Genomic DNA, 14,691 nt, shown 5'->3' with positions numbered 1-14,691 from the left:
AGGAGATGCGATGACCACCACCGAATTGACCAGCCGTGTCCAGGTGCTCGGCGCGGCGGGCGACCGCTTCGACGAGATCCTCACGCCCGCCGCCCTCGATTTCCTCGGGCGCCTCGCCCATGCCTTCGCCGACCGCTACCGCGGCATCCACACCGAACGGCGTCGCCGGGCGCTGCGCCTCTCATCGGGGTCCCCCCTCGACTTCTCCCTGGCCACCTCCGCCCTCCGCGCCGACCCGCACTGGCGGGTCGCCCCGCCCGCACCGGGTCTCACGGACCGGCGGGTGGAGATCACCGGGCCGCCGGAGCGCCGGATGACGGTCGAGGCGCTCAACTCCGGGGCGCAGGTCTGGCTGGCCGACTTCGAGGATGCCACCTCCCCCACCTGGGAAAACATCATCGGCGGTCAGCTCAATCTGCTGGACGCCATCGAGCGCCGCATCGACTTCACGGCCCCGGACGGCACCGAGTACCGGCTCGGCGCACAGCTGGCAACCATCGTCGTCCGTCCCCGCGGCTGGCACCTCACCGAGGACCACCTCCTCGTCGACGGCCGTCCCGTGCCCGCCTCGCTCGTCGATTTCGGCCTGTACTTCTTCCACTGCGCGCAACGCCAGATCGACGCCGGCTCCGGCCCGTACTTCTACCTCCCCAAGCTGGAGAACGCCTACGACGCCCGCCTGTGGAACGACGTGTTCGTGCTCGCCCAGGATCTGCTCGGCATCCCCCAGGGCACCATTCGGGCCACCGTGCTGATCGAGACGGTCACCGCGGCCTTCGAGATGGAGGAGATCCTCTACGAGCTGCGCGAGCACAGCGCGGGCCTCAACGCCGGCCGCTGGGACTACCTCTTCAGCCTGATCAAGATCTTCGCGCACCGCCCCGACTTCTCGCTCCCCGACCGGAAGCGGGTCACCATGACGGCGCCCTTCCTGCGCGCCTACACGGAGCTGCTCGTGCGCACCTGCCACAAGCGCGGCGCACACGCCATCGGCGGCATGACCGCGCAGGTGCCCGGCCACGACGCGCAGGCCCACGAGGCCGCGCTCGCCACGGTGCGGCTCGACAAGGAGCGCGAAGCCGAGGACGGCTTCGACGGGACCTGGGTCGCCCACCCCGGGCTCGTCCCCTTCTGCCGCGAGATCTTCGACAACGTGTTGGGCGGACGGCCGCACCAGATCGACCGCACCCGGGAGGACGTCGAGGTCTCGGCCGACGCACTGCTGGCCGTGCGGCGCACGGCGGGACCGCCCACCGAGGACGGGGTGCGCGCCAACATCGCGGCCGCCCTGCGCTACTTCGACGCATGGCTGCGCGGCACCGGAGCCGTGGCGCTCGACGGGCTGATGGAGGACGCGGCGGCCGCCGAGATCGCCCGGGCGCAGATCTGGCAGTGGCTGCGCCACGGTGCCGTCGACCGGGACACCGTGCTCGGCCTCCTCGACGAGGAGCTCGCCCGGCTGGGAGCCGAGTACCCCTGGGCACGGATCGACGAGGTGCGGGAAATCTTCGAACGGAACGCTCTGACACGGGAGTTGACCGCCTTCTTCACTCCGGACGCCTACGCCCCACCTCGTGCAGCGGGCCGGGGTCACGGCATGAGCGCCGCACCGAACCCCGCGATCCGGCGGGTCGGAGTCGTCGGCGGCGGCCAGATGGGCGCCGGTATCGCCGAGGTGTGCGCCCGCGCCGGCCTCGACACCGTGCTCTGCGAGGCCGATGCGACCGCGGCCCGCGCTGCCCACGAGCGCGTGGCCAGGTCCCTCGAACGCGCCGTCCAGCGCGGCAAGCTGGACCGCATCTCGGCCGAGGACGCCCTCGCCCGGACGGTCGTCACCGGCAGTCTCGACGACCTCGCCGACCGGCAGCTCGTCATCGAGGCCATCGTCGAGAACACCGAGGCCAAAACGGAGGTCTTCACCGCCCTCGACAAGGTCGTCGAGGACGAGGAGGCGATCCTGGCGACCAACACCTCGGCCATACCCGTCATGCGGCTGGGCATGGCCACCCGCCGCGCGGACCGCGTCCTGGGGCTGCACTTCTTCAATCCGGTCCCGGTGCTGCCGCTGGTCGAGGTCGTCACCTCCCTGCACACCTCGGCAGCGACGATCACCACCGCCGAGGAATTCGTCACCGGCACGCTGGCGAAGACGGTCGTACGGTCCCAGGACCGGGCCGGCTTCGTCGTCAACGCCCTGCTCGTGCCGTATCTCCTCTCGGCCGTCCGGATGGCCGAGTCCGGGTTCGCCACCGCCGCCGACGTGGACGCGGGCATGGAACTGGGCTGCGCCCACCCGATGGGCCCGCTGAAGCTCGCCGACCTGATCGGCCTGGACACCGTGGCCTCCATCGCCCAGTCCCTCTACGACGAGTTCAAGGAACCCCTCTACGCCCCGCCGCCACTGCTGCAACGCATGGTGGAGGCCGGACTGCTCGGCCGAAAGACGGGGCGCGGGTTCCACACCTACGACCAGGGCTGAGGGCCCCTGGGTCGCCGCCGGGTTGAGGGACCCGGCCGGTGTGCGGAACGGGGCGCGGAACGGACGACTGAGGCCGTTCCGCGCCCCGCCGCGAAGTCCTCCTCGCGCCGCCGGGTACGACGGGGCGTTCCAGCCGGTCATCCAGCGGAAGCGCACACCCGCGGAGTACCGGGACGAGGTGGGCCGGCACCGACGCGGCGCGCACCCGCGTCGGTCCGGCAGCTACGATCCGGGCCGGACACCCCATGCCGAATCGAGGAGAACCGGTGCCGCAACAGCCGATGACCACCGCACTCGGCCGCGCCGCCGCCGTGGGCCCGTTCTTCTCCGTGCGGACCCGGGCCGGGGCACCGCGCGAACAGGGATTCCTCCCGTTCGCGGAGGTGTACCGGGAGGGCGTCTCACCGGCACTGAGCCACCGGGTGGAGACGGTCGCCACCCGGCTCGGCACAGCGGAGAGGCGGGTTGCCGCCTCCCTCGTCTACCAGGGACTCGCCGGCCGCCTGTGGTCGATCGCCCTCGGACCGGCCGTGCTGGCCGGAGACGTCCCCGATCTCGACGCCGACACCCTGTGGTGGCACCCGGACCGCAGCACACCCGAGGAAATCTGGCTTCCCGCACCGACCGCCCTGACGACGGCCTCGAACGAAGCGCTGACGACCCGGCTGGCGGAAGCCGTTGTGCACCACCACCTGGAGCCCCTGCACCGCGCCCTCGGCGCCGTTTCCCCGGTCTCCCCGCGGTTGCTGTGGGGCAACGCCGCCTCCGCCCTGGTCGGCACCCTCCGCGTGCTGCACGGTTGGTGTTCCGGACGCGGCCACCGGGAAGCGGCGGAACGAGCCGTGACACTGACGGCCTCCTTGCTCGACACCGCACCGCTGCGCGACACCGGAACGTTCGATCCCGTCACCCCTGCCTTCTCACGGAACAGTTGCTGCCTGTACTACCGCGTGCCGGGCGGCGGCCTGTGCGGCGACTGCGCACTGAGGCATGTCGAGCGATAGGCCCGGTCCCGGCACACGCCCACCAGCGTGACGGGGCCGGGCGCACTGCCAGAACGCCGCCCCCGTCCCGTCAACAACGAGTGAAGAAGCCCCCCTCCCCCGTCAAGGAGGCGCCAAGGCTCCCCGCCCGCCGCCGCTTCGCCCCGCACTCTGAGCTGGCCCAACAGCAGCACAGCAGCACTGCACCACGGTGCGGTACGGAGGTGGACGAACGATGTCGACGGTCTCCCGGCCCGGCGGCCGGTCCGGCGCCCGACACGACGGCCAACCGGAAGAACCACCGGATACGACGCCCGCCGGGCCCGGGAGCAGCCCGGCTCCGGAGCCCGACGCCCGCCACCGCCTCACCGCCCTCCAGGGCCTGGCCGCGCTGTCCCTGGACGCCATGGCATCCGTCGCGTACGGCCCCGAGTCGATCGTCCTGGTCCTGGCCGCGGCCGGCGGCTACGGCCTCGGCTTCACCCTCCCCGTCACGCTCGCCATCGCCGCGCTGCTGGCCGTACTGGTCGCCTCCTACCGCCAGGTGATCGCCGCGTTCCCCGACGGCGGCGGCTCGTACGCGGTCGCCAGGACCCACCTCGGCCGGCGCGCCGCCCTGTTCTCCGCGGCCTCCCTCGTCCTCGACTACGTCCTCAACGTCGCCGTTTCGGTGACCGCCGGCGTAGCGGCCCTGACCTCGGCGTTGCCCGCCCTCTACAACGACCGCGTCGCGATCTGCCTCGGGGTCCTGGCCCTGATCACGGCCCTCAACCTGCGCGGGATCGTCGACTCGGCCAAGGCGTTCCTCGTCCCCACCGCGGTCTTCATCGGCGCGGTGCTGACGATGGTCGTCGTCGGCCTCTTCCGTACCGCGCCCGCCTCCACCGTCACCGCCGACGGACACCCCTCCGCCCTCGCGCCCCAGGCCACCGCGGTCGGCGCCCTGCTGCTGCTCAAGGCGTTCGCCGCCGGCTGCTCGGCGCTGACCGGGGTCGAGGCGGTCGCCAACGCGGTGCCGTCGTTCCGTGCCCCGGCCGCCCGGCGCGCCCAGCGGACGGAGGTCGCGCTCGGCGCGCTGCTCGGGGTGATGCTGATCGGCCTGTCGGTCCTCATCGGCCGCTTCCACCTCCAGCCGGTCGCGGGCGTCACCGTCCTCGCCCAGCTGGCGGACGCCTCGCTCGGCCACAACTGGGCTTTCTACGTCGTCCAGTTCGCCACCATGACGCTCCTCGCGCTGGCCGCGAACACCTCCTTCGGCGGCCTGCCCGTCCTCATGGGGCTGCTCGCCCGGGACAACTATCTTCCGCACGTCTTCGGTCTGAAGGCGGACCGCCAGGTCCACCGGCACGGTGTGCTGGCCCTCGCCGCCGTCGCGGCGGCCCTCCTGGCCTTCTCCGGCGGCGACGTCAACACCCTCGTACCGCTCTTCGCCATCGGTGTCTTCGTCGGCTTCACGATCTGCCAGATCGGCATGGTCCGGCACTGGCGCCTCGCACGCTCCCCCGGTTGGCGCGGCAACACCCTGCTCAACGGCCTCGGCGCGCTGCTCACCGGCGTCTCGGCGGTCGTCGTCACCGCTACCAAGTTCACCGAGGGCGCCTGGCTCGTCCTCCTCGCACTGCCCGTGCTGGTCCTCACCTTCGAGGCCGTGCACCGGGCCTACGCACGGATCGACGAACGCCTGGACCTGGGCCGGGTGCCCCTGACCCCGCGCCGCGCCCACTCCCTCGTCATCGTCCCCGTCTCCCACCTGTCCCGGCTCACCTGCGAGGCCCTGAACGCGGCGGTGTCCCTGGGCGACGAGGTGGTGGCCGTCACCGTCACCTACGGCGGGCCCGAGGACCGCCCGGCCGCCGAGGCCCTGCGCCGCGACTGGGAACTCTGGAACCCCGGCGTGGAGCTGCGCGAACTCCCCTCCACGACCCGCTCCCTCGGCCGCCCGATCGCCGGCTTCGTCACCGACCTGTCGGCGCGCCGCCCCGGTACCCGTGTCACCGTCCTGATCCCGGAAGCCGAACCCGCCCGCCTCTGGCAGCGGCTGCTCCAGAACCAGCGCGGCGCGGTCGTGGCCCACGCGGTCCGACGGGACACCGACGCGGCGATCTGCCGACTGCGCTTCCGGCTGAAGGCGCCAGAGGGACGGTGAACAGGGCCGCCGCGGCATCTGCGCGAACGGCTGGGTGTAGCTGGCGCCCCCCGCGCGCCGGCTACACCCGCTGTGCATGGCTAGCCCTTGACCGGATCGGCGCCCGGCCGCTTGACGATCCGATCGCCGACCGCGATCGACTTCCAGAGCCGACGGCTGATCCGGACCTTCACCACGTCCCCCTCGGCAAGACGAACCTCGACGAAGTGATACATATTCGAACCGTCGAGCATGCCCCGGGACGCCTTGACGACGGTGCCTTCCCAGGAGTCGTCTCGTCCGACTTTGTGAGATTTGAACATGCCATGAAGCCTACGAGGACCGGCAGCCGGCCTGCAGAGCCGCGCGTCACCTTCCTGGAGATGACAAATGTCCTGCCGGGGCAGCAGCGGAGCGAAGTGATCGCCGCGGTGACCGTTGCCCATACCACGAACCCTGACGCGAGTGCAGTCGAAGGCCGAGGAGTCCAGCTACCGAATGTCATCCGTCGGGATTCGCCCGCCTTCCGCCCGATCGGCGGTCTACCGTACGGGCACACCGCGTTACCCGCTGCGGTCATACGAGGAGGAGTCCTGTGTCGTCGCCCTGTGACCCCGAGTACGCTCCCGCCGGCGATGTGGGCGCGGCGCTCATGATGATCGACTCTCGGCTCAAGGCCCTCTACGAGAACAAGACCGAGACCGACCCCGAACAGCAGCAGATGCTCGACCACTTCGCCGCGTCCATGGGCCCCACCGGGGTCGACGAGCTGCTGGACGGCGCGTGCACGCTCATCTACATGTTCATGAAGTGGCTGCGGACGGCCTGCGAGGACCACGACAAGGACGTCATCGAGTACTCGGTGCCCAGCCTCGTGGCCACGATGCGCATGATGCCCAAGACCTTCCGCCCCGAGGTCATCCCCACCATGGCCGGCCTGCTCATCGCCGCGGGCACCGGCCTGAGCCCCAACCTGTGGCGCGCGCAGTACGGAAGCTGGCGCGAGGTCGAGATGAACCCCCTGGAGGCCCTGGTCGTCCTGCTCGCCGAGCACCTCAACCGGATCGCCGACGACCACGACTTCGCCACCCGCTTGATCACCGACGCACTGTCCAGGGCGAGCCAGGACTGACGCACACCGTCTTCGCCCTGTGCGGCACGGCCGGACGCGTCCTGGAGTGGAGGTCCGGCCGTGCCGCACGTGGTGTCCGCTCAGGGGCGGGGGCGCTGCCCGCTCAGTGGGCGAAGCCCCAGTCGAGCATCTTGGCCGCGTCGTCGAAGCGGCCCTGGTCGTCCTTGAGGATCGCGCCGACCAGGGTGCGGTTGTCCCGCTTGGCGGCGAACACCAGGCAGTAGCCGTCCTCCGGGCCGCTGCCCGTCTTGATGCCCAGGGCACCGTCGTAGCTGGTCAGCAGCTTGTTGGTGTTGTCCCAGGTGTAGTAGCGGATGTGGCCGTTGGCCGCCGGCGCCTCGGCCTTGAACTGCTTGTTCTTCACGATGTCGGCGAACATCGGCTGCAGCATCGCACGCTGGCCGAGCTTGGCCAGATCGCGGGCGGTGCTGTGGTTGTTGCCCTGCGAGATGCCGTCGAAGCTGTCGAAGTTCGTGCCGGTCATGCCCAGTTGCTGCGCCTCGACGTTCATCTGGCGCACGAAATCGGCGATCCGCGCCTCCTGGCTGTCCCCGGAGCCGAGGTTGTCGGCCAGCGCCATCGCGGCGTCGTCGCCGGACGGGATCAGCATGGCGTGCAACAGCTGCTGAACGCTCAGCGTGTCGCCGGTCTGGAGGTCCGCGGTGCTGCCGCCGACCTTCTGGACGTAGTCCCGGTACTCCTGCTTCACCCTGATCTGCCGGTTCAGCCACTCCGGGTGCTTGAGCACCACCAGGGCAGTCATGATCTTGGTGGTGCTGGCCATCGGCACGCTCTCGTCCGCCTTGGCCCCGCTCCACAACTCCCGCTGCTGGCTGCCGTCGCGGGCGTCCAGGAGGAAGGCGTGGTCGGTGTTGATCTGAGGAGCGGCCTGGTCCTGCGGGTCAGCGGCCGTGCTCCGGGCAACGCCCTGCGCCGACGGGGCAGCCTGGGACTGCTGCTGCGCGCCCTGGTGCCGGGCGGCCTCGCTCCCCTGCTGGCCGTTCTCGTCCGCGGAATGCGTGGCACCGGGCGTGGCCGCCTCGGCGAGACCGCCGGCGCTGATCGGCAGTGCGGCGCCGACAAGTGCGACCATCGCGATTCGGACACCGGTGCGGTGTATTCGGTTGGGGCGGGCGTGGGAACCCATGGGGAATCCCTCCTTCCGGCGAGGGACGCCGGTGTCGTAGTAGGAACTCGGTTCAAGGGGAATCTACTTGCCCGACGAACCCGATGATCAAGCGGGCTGCACCTACGTCTGGAGCGGGAGTTCGCCGCGGATCTCATGAGGCCCCCGGACGGTTCGCGCCGCGCTACTCGCCGTCGGCGGGCGGGCGGCATCGTCCTCGCCGAGGCCCGCGGTGGCGCCCCCGGGCGTGGACGCCTTCCCGGCAGTGAGAAATTCGAGAATTACGTCAATCGCAACGGCCGCACTTCACTCGATCGAGACCCTCGCGATGGATGGATTCACCCGATTGCCTCCCAGTAGTCTCGAACCTGCTTCGGGCAGACTTCCGCCAATGGAGGGCTATATGGGCGCACTACTGGATCAGAAGTACGAGAAGCTCTTCGCCTTGCTGGACACCAACGGTGACGGGGTGATCGGCGAGGACGACTTCGAGCTGATGGCCGGCCGAGTGCTGAATGCCGCCGCCGAGGAAAAGACGGCGAAGGGCGAGAAGTACGCCGACGAGATGCGGAACTACTGGCGGGCGCTGCGGGACACCGCCGACGCCAACGAGGACGGCCGGATCAGCAAGGACGAGTTCCGCCAGGCCCTGCGTCATGTGAGCGACACCTTCGACACGCTGGTCGGACCGCTCTACCAGGCCGGCTTCCACCTCGCCGACAGGGACGACGACGGCCTGGTCGGCAGGGAGGACTTCGTCGCGGTCCTCGCCGCCATCGGCGTCCCGGCGCCCGAGGCCGGGGCGTCCTTCGACCGGCTCACCGAGCAGAGCGGACAGCTGACGAAGGACCAGCTGATGACCGCCGCCACCCGGTACTACTGCCATGAGGACCCGGCCGACTCCGCAAGCCACCTCCTCTTCGGCGCACTGTGAGGTAAGCCCACATTGGACATGATCGCGGTGGCGGAAACGGGCGCCTGCGCCACGGCTGGCACCACAGCCGTCCCGGCGGACCCGGTGCAGATACTGAAGGGCGTCCTTTTCGGCGGGCGTTTCGACGATCTGCACAAGCCATGGACAAGGGTTTTCGGTCGGGACGTTTTCCGCTACCGCGATGGGTTGTCACCTTCAGAGCGTTCCGAACTCGCCTATGAGCGCTTACGGGTCGTCAACGAGGAGATCGACAACGTCGAGGAATTGGTCGGCGCAATCGACCAACTGGTATCACTGCATGAATGGCTGGGAGTGGTCGACGGCACGCTGACCACTCTGGCGACCATCCATTACAACCTGTTCCTGGGCAGCCTGCTCCGCCTCGACCCCGGACGCACGGTGGACCTCACCCCGTTCACCCGGCTGCGACGCTACGGCACGGTTCTGATCACCGAACTCGACTACGGCAACAACGCCGCCGAGTTGGAGACCACGGCGACCTACCGGCCGGACACCGACACCTTCGTGCTGCACACCCCCTCGCGTGGCGCCCAGAAGTTCATGCCCAACACCGGCCCCGCCGGCGGGGCGAAGAGCGGCCTGGTCGCGGCCCGGCTGACCGTCCGCGAGCAGGACTGCGGCGTGTTCCTGTTCCTCGTGCCGCTGCGCGACGCACACGGGCCGCTGCCCGGGATCCGGGTGCGCCTCCTGTCGCAGACCCCCGGTTCCGCTGTCGATCACGCCCTCACCTCATTCGACCGCGTCGTGCTCCCGCGTACGGCGCTGCTGGCCGGCCACCACGCGGACCTCACCGCCGAAGGGGCTTTCCACAGCACGCTCGGCAGCCGGCGGCGACGGTTCCTGCGGTCCATCCAACGCGTCACCACGGGCAAACTCTGCCTGAGCGCGGCGGCGTTGGGCGGGGCCCGGGCGAGTCTCACCGTCGCCGTGCGCTATGCCCACCGTCGGCGCACCTTCGCCCCGGCGAGCAGGTCCGGCGTGCCGGTCTTCGACTACCGCTGCCACCAGACCAGGCTGCTCGGGGCCGTGGCCCGCGCCTACGCGGCGACGTTCCTGCTGCGCGAGACCACCCGCGGCTGTGCCGGCGCGGACGCCCCCGAGTCGGCCGAAACGGAGGTTCTGGTCGCGGCGGCGAAGGGCTGGATCACCTGGCGGGCCAGGGACATCGTGATCGAGTGCCGGGAGCGCTGCGGCGCCCAGGGCCTGCTGTCGGCCAACCGCATCGTCGACCTGCTCACGCCGATCGAGAGCACGATCACCGCCGAAGGGGACAACCTCGTCATCTGGACGAAGGCCGGCGCCGACATGCTGATCGGCCGCGGCTACAGCCCGCCCCCGGCGCCCGTGATGCGCACCGGCGCGCTGACCGACTGCGCGTTCCTGCTCGATGTGCTCGTCGGGCATGAGCGGTACTGCCTCCAGTACGCCCGCAGCCGCCTCAGCCGCCCCAGCGCCGACCCGATGGAGCGCTGGAACCACGCGGTGAACCCGGCCGTGGACCTCGTCGGCGCGTACGCCACCCGGCGGGCCGCCCAGGCGTTCCTGGCCGCCGCCGAGCGCGTCGGCGACCCCACCACGCGCGACCTGCTCGCGCAGGTCTTCCAGCTGTTCGTCCTGCAACATCTCGTGCCCTGCGCGGGGTTGCTGCTGGCGGAAGGACACCTCACCGCCGATGCGGTCCGGGACCTGGCCCCCGCCATCGACCGCGTCAGCGCCGCGCTGGCCCCCCACGCCCTCACTCTCGTGGAGGCGTTCGCCATTCCGGACGCCGTTCTCCAGGCTCCCATCGCCACCGACGGCTACGACGCCGCCTACGACGACCCGGCCGGACCCTGGCTGCCGACACCGGCACCGGCCGGCTGAGTCCGGCCCGGTCTCGCCCTCCCCCGTCCACCGTTCCGAGGAGTCCACCGGCCGTGAGCGTCGCGTTCGCCCGTGAGCCGTCGTGGGCTCCCCGGCTCTTCCCACCGGCCGCCCGTGCGCCGCGCGCCGTGCAGACCGCACGGATGCTGCTGGATCCCCAGGGCTACGCGCGCTCGCTGCGCCGGCGGTTCGGCCCGGTCTTCTCGCTCCGTACCTACCCCTACCGCGGTGCCCTCGTCTGCGCGGCCGGCGCCGCGGCCAACCGGGCGGTGCTGACCGACCACGCGCGGTTCACCGGCGGCGACGCCGCCGCGCTGCTGGCGCCCGCGGTCGGCGCCGGGTCGCTGATCTGCACGCCGCCACCCCTGCACCGGGGCCACCGCAAGCTCCTGCTGCCGCCCTTCCACGGCGCCCGGATCGCGTGCTGGAGGGAGCGGGTGCGGGAACTTGTGCGCAGCGGGCTGCCCGGCCTGCTGACCGGCGACGGCGTGGCCGTGCGCCCCTGGGCGCAGCGGCTGACGCTCGACATCATCCTGCGGGTCGTCTTCGGTGTGCAGGTCCCGGCCCGGGCCACCGCCTTCCGGCACGCGCTCGACGCCTTCGTCGCCACGGGCAACCTCGCCGTGCTGTTCCTGCCCAATCCCTTGCAGTGCGACCTCGGACCGCTCTCCCCGGGCGGCCGCTTCCGCCGGCTCCGCGCGGCCGTACGCGACCTGACCCGCGAGGAGATCGCCGCACGCCGGGCCGCGCCCGACCGCGCCCGTCGCGACGATGTGCTGTCCCTGCTGCTCGACGCCCGCGACGAGCACGGGGCCGGGCTGGACGACGCACAGCTCCTGGACGAGCTGACCGGTCTGGTGCTGGCCGGTTACGAGACCACGGCGACCACGATCGCCTGGACCCTCCATCTGCTCGCCCACCATCCCGCCGCCCGCGACGACCTGATCGCCGACCTCGACGCGGGCTCGGACCGGCTGCTCAAGGCGACAGTCAGCGAGTCCGGCCGACTGCGCCCCGCCGTCCACCACGCCATGCGTACCGCGGCACACGACACCGAGCTGGGCGGCCACCCGGTGCCGCGGCACGCGTTCGTCGCGGCACTGTTCTCGCTCACCCACCTCGACCCCGAGCTGTGGCCGCGGCCCGATGCCTTCCGGCCCGAGCGCCATCTGGGTGCGGCCCCGGTGCCCTACTCGCTGACTCCGTTCGGCGGTGGCCTGCGCCGCTGCATCGGGGTGTCGCTGGCCCAGCTCGAAACCGAGACCGTTCTGCGGGAGATCCTGGCGGTGGCCGTCCCCGAGCCGGCCGGCCCTCCGGAGACGGCGCGCCTGGTGTCCGTGACGATGATCCCGGCGCAGGGCGGAAGGGTCCGGCTCCGCGCGCGCCGGTCACACCCGGCCGCCTAGAGCTGTTACGCAAGTGCTGGTCACAGTCACTGAGTGAGCGTTCATCTAGTTGCTTGGCCCGCGCCGGTCACGCTGCGCGAGCGGTGGCAGGTGGGCCCGGGCGCCGGACCCCGCACGGCAGGGCCCGGAGGACGCCGACCGGGCTGGTCGGCGGGCGGGCGGCCCGGGTGGGGCGCTTCCCCCGTCACGCTGTCGCCAGAGCGCTATGTTCCCTTTGCATGGATACTCTGTGAAATGTGATCGAGTCTGGACGGCCGCGGTTCCGTCGCCGCCACGGCCGGTGGCTTGTGCGGCTGTCGCCGGTGATCCTGACCGTCGTCATCGCCAGCCTGGCGTACGCCACTCCCCCGGAGGTGGCCTTCAGCCGTCTTCTGCCCGCGGCTCCGGCCCTCGCCGCCGCCATGTGGCCGGTGCTCCCCACCGTGCTCCTGGGGACGGTCTGCCTCTTTCTCATGATCGGCCTGAGCATCGTCTTCCCCGGTCTGGGGACGTGGTGGACGGCCGGGGGGATCATCGCGGTCACCGTGGCGGCCGCGTACGGAAGCCATGTCCGGCTCCAGCGGGAGCGGACCCTCTTCCAGGTGCGGCTGGTCGCGGACGCGGCGCAGCAGGTGGTGCTGAGCCCGATGCCACGGCGCTTCGCGAGCGTCGAGATCGAGTCGCTGTATCTCGCGGCCGCGGCGGAGGCCCGTATCGGCGGGGACTTCTACGAGGTGGTCGACACGCGATACGGGGTCAGGCTGCTCATCGGTGATGTGCGGGGAAAGGGGCTGCCGGCGGTGGGGGCGGCCGCGGCGATCGTCAATGCCTTCCGGGAGGCGGCCTACGACGAGGCCGACATGGTCACCGTCGCGCGCCGGCTGGATGCCAGCAGCACCCGTTACAACGCCGCATTTCCCCCCGAGGGGCCGATGGAGCGGTTCGCCACCGCGCTTCTCGTCCAGATCCCGCACGGGGAGCGGCGCATCGAGATCCTCAACTGCGGACATCCTCCGCCGCTGCTCCTGAACAGCGGGGAACTCCGCGCCCTCGACCCCACGGTCCCCTCGCCGCTGCTCAACCTCGCGGAGCTGATCGGCGACCACTACACCATCGACACCTTCGACTTCACCCCCGGTGACCTGCTGCTTCTCTACACCGACGGGATCGCCGAGGCCCGCTCCCGCGACGGCGGCTTCTTCCCGCTGGCGGCCTGGATGCGCCAACAACCGCTGACGCCGCCCCACGAGCTGCTCGCGGCTCTCCACCGCGACCTCCTCCGCTACAGCAGAGGGCGCCTGGACGACGACATCGCCGCCCTGGCCGTGCGCCTGAGTGACCCGCCGGAGTGAGCACGGAGTCCTCGCGGAGGACGGTGCCCGGAGGACCGGGCTCCGGTATGCCCCCCGGTGACGGCTCCCCCACCGCCCCTCACCAGGGCACGGGCGTCCCGTCCCACGAGAAGAAGCCACCGGTGGGACCGTCGTCCGGCAGCAGGGCCAGGCGGAGGGCGCCCCGCGCGGCCTCGGCCGGGTCACCGCCGGACGTGGCGGCCCGGGGGTTGAGGTCGGTGGCCCGCAGGCCGGGGGCGAGCGCGTTGACCTTGATGCCGTCCTCGGCCGGCGTCTGGGCGTAGCGGACGGTGAGGGCGTTGAGGGCCGCCTTGGACGACCGGTAGGCGGCGGCGCCACCGCTTCCCGGGGTGAATTGCGGGTTGGGGTGTGTGCTCCAGGTCAGCGACGCGGTGCCACTGGAGACATTGACGATGCGCGGGTGCGGGGACCGGCGCAGGGCGGGCAGGAAGGCATTGGTCACTTCCACCACCCCGAACACGTTGGTCTCGTAGGTGCGCCGGTATTCCTCGACGGGGGTAGGTACCCGACCAAGTGGCCGCACACCTCAGCGCGTTCGACGCCATGTTGCGATAAGCACGCCTGACAGTCGGGCGATTGCTACTCGAAGGGGTCCGCGGAAGGGACGGCGGGCAGCAGGGTGATGGTGGCGTGTGCCGCGTCGGAGTCGCCCTCGAAGGAGTAGGTGAGCAGACCGGCCTCGCTGAGTCGGGCCAGGGCCGTGGTGAGGGCTTCCGGGGAGGTGCCCAGTGCGCGTGCGGCCGGGTGCACGGGGAGGCTGACGGTGTGCGCGGTGTCCCGTCCGAGGGCGGGGGCGGTGGTGGCGAGGTCCACGAGAAAGCCCGCCAGCGCGCCTCCCTCAAGGGCTGAGCGGGCCTTCGCCGCCCAAGGGGCCAGCCAGTCTTCGGCCAACGACGTCAACGGGACCACTCCTTCCACCGGGGTTCCAGAGCAGGATCGGCCGGGGGCTGACGGGGTGCACGGCTACGACGCCGAATGGGTGACCCGCCGGCCGTCCCCGGAGGAGCGGCCGCGGGGGAGCAACCCTATTGCCGCCACCGCTCGCCGCGTATCGGCGGACGCCGCATATTCGGATGGATGGACGAGTGGATCCTGTGGGCCACGCGTGCGGTCCGTGCCTTTTGCCGGGTCGGCGTCGCAGCGGCGGAGTTGTCCGCCCCCGGCCACCCGTCCCACTCGGTGGCGGAAGGGGGAACAGGGACGAGGGACGCATGGTGGAACTGGCATCGGGGCACGTGGTGCGGGAGCCGGCCCCCGTCGAGGAGCGCGC

General features: G+C 71.3%; 11 protein-coding genes and 2 pseudogenes. 9 read left to right on the top strand and 4 right to left on the bottom strand.

The annotated features are described in order from the left end of the window. The first annotated feature begins 10 nt into the window (after positions 1–10). From aceB to IEY78_RS01315, 4 genes and pseudogenes are all read left to right on the top strand, one after another. Positions 11–1,601 (top strand): annotated as a pseudogene (gene aceB / locus IEY78_RS01330) (malate synthase A). Next, a complete protein-coding gene (locus tag IEY78_RS01325; protein ID WP_189095560.1) occupies positions 1,598–2,479 on the top strand; it encodes a 3-hydroxybutyryl-CoA dehydrogenase in 882 nt (293 codons plus the stop codon). The pseudogene aceB and the gene IEY78_RS01325 overlap by 4 nt, the downstream one beginning before the upstream one ends. Positions 2,480–2,745: 266 nt before the next feature. Continuing rightward, entirely contained in the window at positions 2,746–3,483 is a 738-nt protein-coding gene (locus IEY78_RS01320; RefSeq protein ID WP_308426846.1) for a (2Fe-2S)-binding protein, read from the top strand. A 214-nt stretch (positions 3,484–3,697) separates the two neighbouring features. Further along, complete coding sequence (locus IEY78_RS01315) at positions 3,698–5,608, top strand: APC family permease (RefSeq protein WP_189095558.1); 1,911 nt, start codon at positions 3,698–3,700, stop codon at positions 5,606–5,608. 80 nt (positions 5,609–5,688) lie between these two features. On the opposite strand, the gene IEY78_RS01310 is transcribed toward IEY78_RS01315, so the two are convergent. Beyond that, positions 5,689–5,910, bottom strand: a complete 222-nt coding sequence (locus tag IEY78_RS01310) for a DUF7489 domain-containing protein (RefSeq protein WP_189095742.1) — start codon at positions 5,908–5,910, stop codon at positions 5,689–5,691. A gap of 272 nt (positions 5,911–6,182) precedes the next feature. On the opposite strand from IEY78_RS01310, the gene IEY78_RS01305 reads away from it, so the two are divergent. Then, positions 6,183–6,719 (top strand): hypothetical protein, encoded by a 537-nt coding sequence (locus tag IEY78_RS01305; RefSeq protein WP_189095556.1) that lies wholly within the window; start codon positions 6,183–6,185, stop codon positions 6,717–6,719. A 103-nt stretch (positions 6,720–6,822) separates the two neighbouring features. Here IEY78_RS01305 and IEY78_RS01300 read toward each other — a convergent pair whose 3' ends face one another. Beyond that, positions 6,823–7,866: a D-alanyl-D-alanine carboxypeptidase family protein gene (locus IEY78_RS01300; RefSeq protein ID WP_189095554.1), complete on the bottom strand. Its 1,044-nt coding sequence runs from the start codon at positions 7,864–7,866 to the stop codon at positions 6,823–6,825. Positions 7,867–8,248: 382 nt separating this feature from the next. Between IEY78_RS01300 and IEY78_RS01295 the strand changes: the two genes are divergently transcribed. The 4 genes from IEY78_RS01295 (at position 8,249) to IEY78_RS01280 (ending at position 13,400) form a co-directional block, all read left to right on the top strand. Then, complete coding sequence (locus tag IEY78_RS01295) at positions 8,249–8,779, top strand: EF-hand domain-containing protein (protein WP_189095552.1); 531 nt, start codon at positions 8,249–8,251, stop codon at positions 8,777–8,779. A 186-nt stretch (positions 8,780–8,965) separates the two neighbouring features. After that, complete coding sequence (locus IEY78_RS01290) at positions 8,966–10,663, top strand: acyl-CoA dehydrogenase family protein (protein ID WP_229699614.1); 1,698 nt, start codon at positions 8,966–8,968, stop codon at positions 10,661–10,663. A gap of 53 nt (positions 10,664–10,716) precedes the next feature. Then, entirely contained in the window at positions 10,717–12,069 is a 1,353-nt protein-coding gene (locus IEY78_RS01285; protein WP_189095548.1) for a cytochrome P450, read from the top strand. 236 nt (positions 12,070–12,305) lie between these two features. Next, positions 12,306–13,400: a PP2C family protein-serine/threonine phosphatase gene (locus IEY78_RS01280; protein ID WP_229699613.1), complete on the top strand. Its 1,095-nt coding sequence runs from the start codon at positions 12,306–12,308 to the stop codon at positions 13,398–13,400. Between the two features lie 79 nt (positions 13,401–13,479). Here IEY78_RS01280 and IEY78_RS01275 read toward each other — a convergent pair. Together IEY78_RS01275 and IEY78_RS01270 are read right to left on the bottom strand one after the other, a co-directional pair. Beyond that, positions 13,480–13,914 (bottom strand): annotated as a pseudogene (locus IEY78_RS01275) (SDR family NAD(P)-dependent oxidoreductase); the annotation flags it as partial. An 86-nt stretch (positions 13,915–14,000) separates the two neighbouring features. Beyond that, positions 14,001–14,321 carry a helix-turn-helix domain-containing protein gene (locus IEY78_RS01270; protein ID WP_189095547.1) on the bottom strand — a complete coding sequence of 107 codons (321 nt, stop codon included), beginning with the start codon at positions 14,319–14,321 and terminating at the stop codon, positions 14,001–14,003. Positions 14,322–14,691 lie beyond the last annotated feature (370 nt).

The sequence above is a fragment of the Streptomyces kronopolitis genome (assembly GCF_014646275.1).
In the GTDB taxonomy this organism is placed as follows: Bacteria; Actinomycetota; Actinomycetes; order Streptomycetales; family Streptomycetaceae; genus Streptomyces; species Streptomyces kronopolitis.
Note: the sequence above shows the minus strand (reverse complement) of the source record. Positions and strands in the feature narration are given on the sequence as shown.

Excerpts from the sequence above, each read along its gene's own strand:
- IEY78_RS01325 (WP_189095560.1), top strand. The coding sequence starts at position 1,598 with ATGAGCGCCGCACCGAACCCCGCGATCCGGCGGGTCGGAGTCGTCGGC.
- IEY78_RS01315 (WP_189095558.1), top strand. The coding sequence starts at position 3,698 with ATGTCGACGGTCTCCCGGCCCGGCGGCCGGTCCGGCGCCCGACACGAC.
- IEY78_RS01310 (WP_189095742.1), bottom strand. The coding sequence starts at position 5,910 with ATGTTCAAATCTCACAAAGTCGGACGAGACGACTCCTGGGAAGGCACC.
- IEY78_RS01300 (WP_189095554.1), bottom strand. The coding sequence starts at position 7,866 with ATGGGTTCCCACGCCCGCCCCAACCGAATACACCGCACCGGTGTCCGA.
- IEY78_RS01295 (WP_189095552.1), top strand. The coding sequence starts at position 8,249 with ATGGGCGCACTACTGGATCAGAAGTACGAGAAGCTCTTCGCCTTGCTG.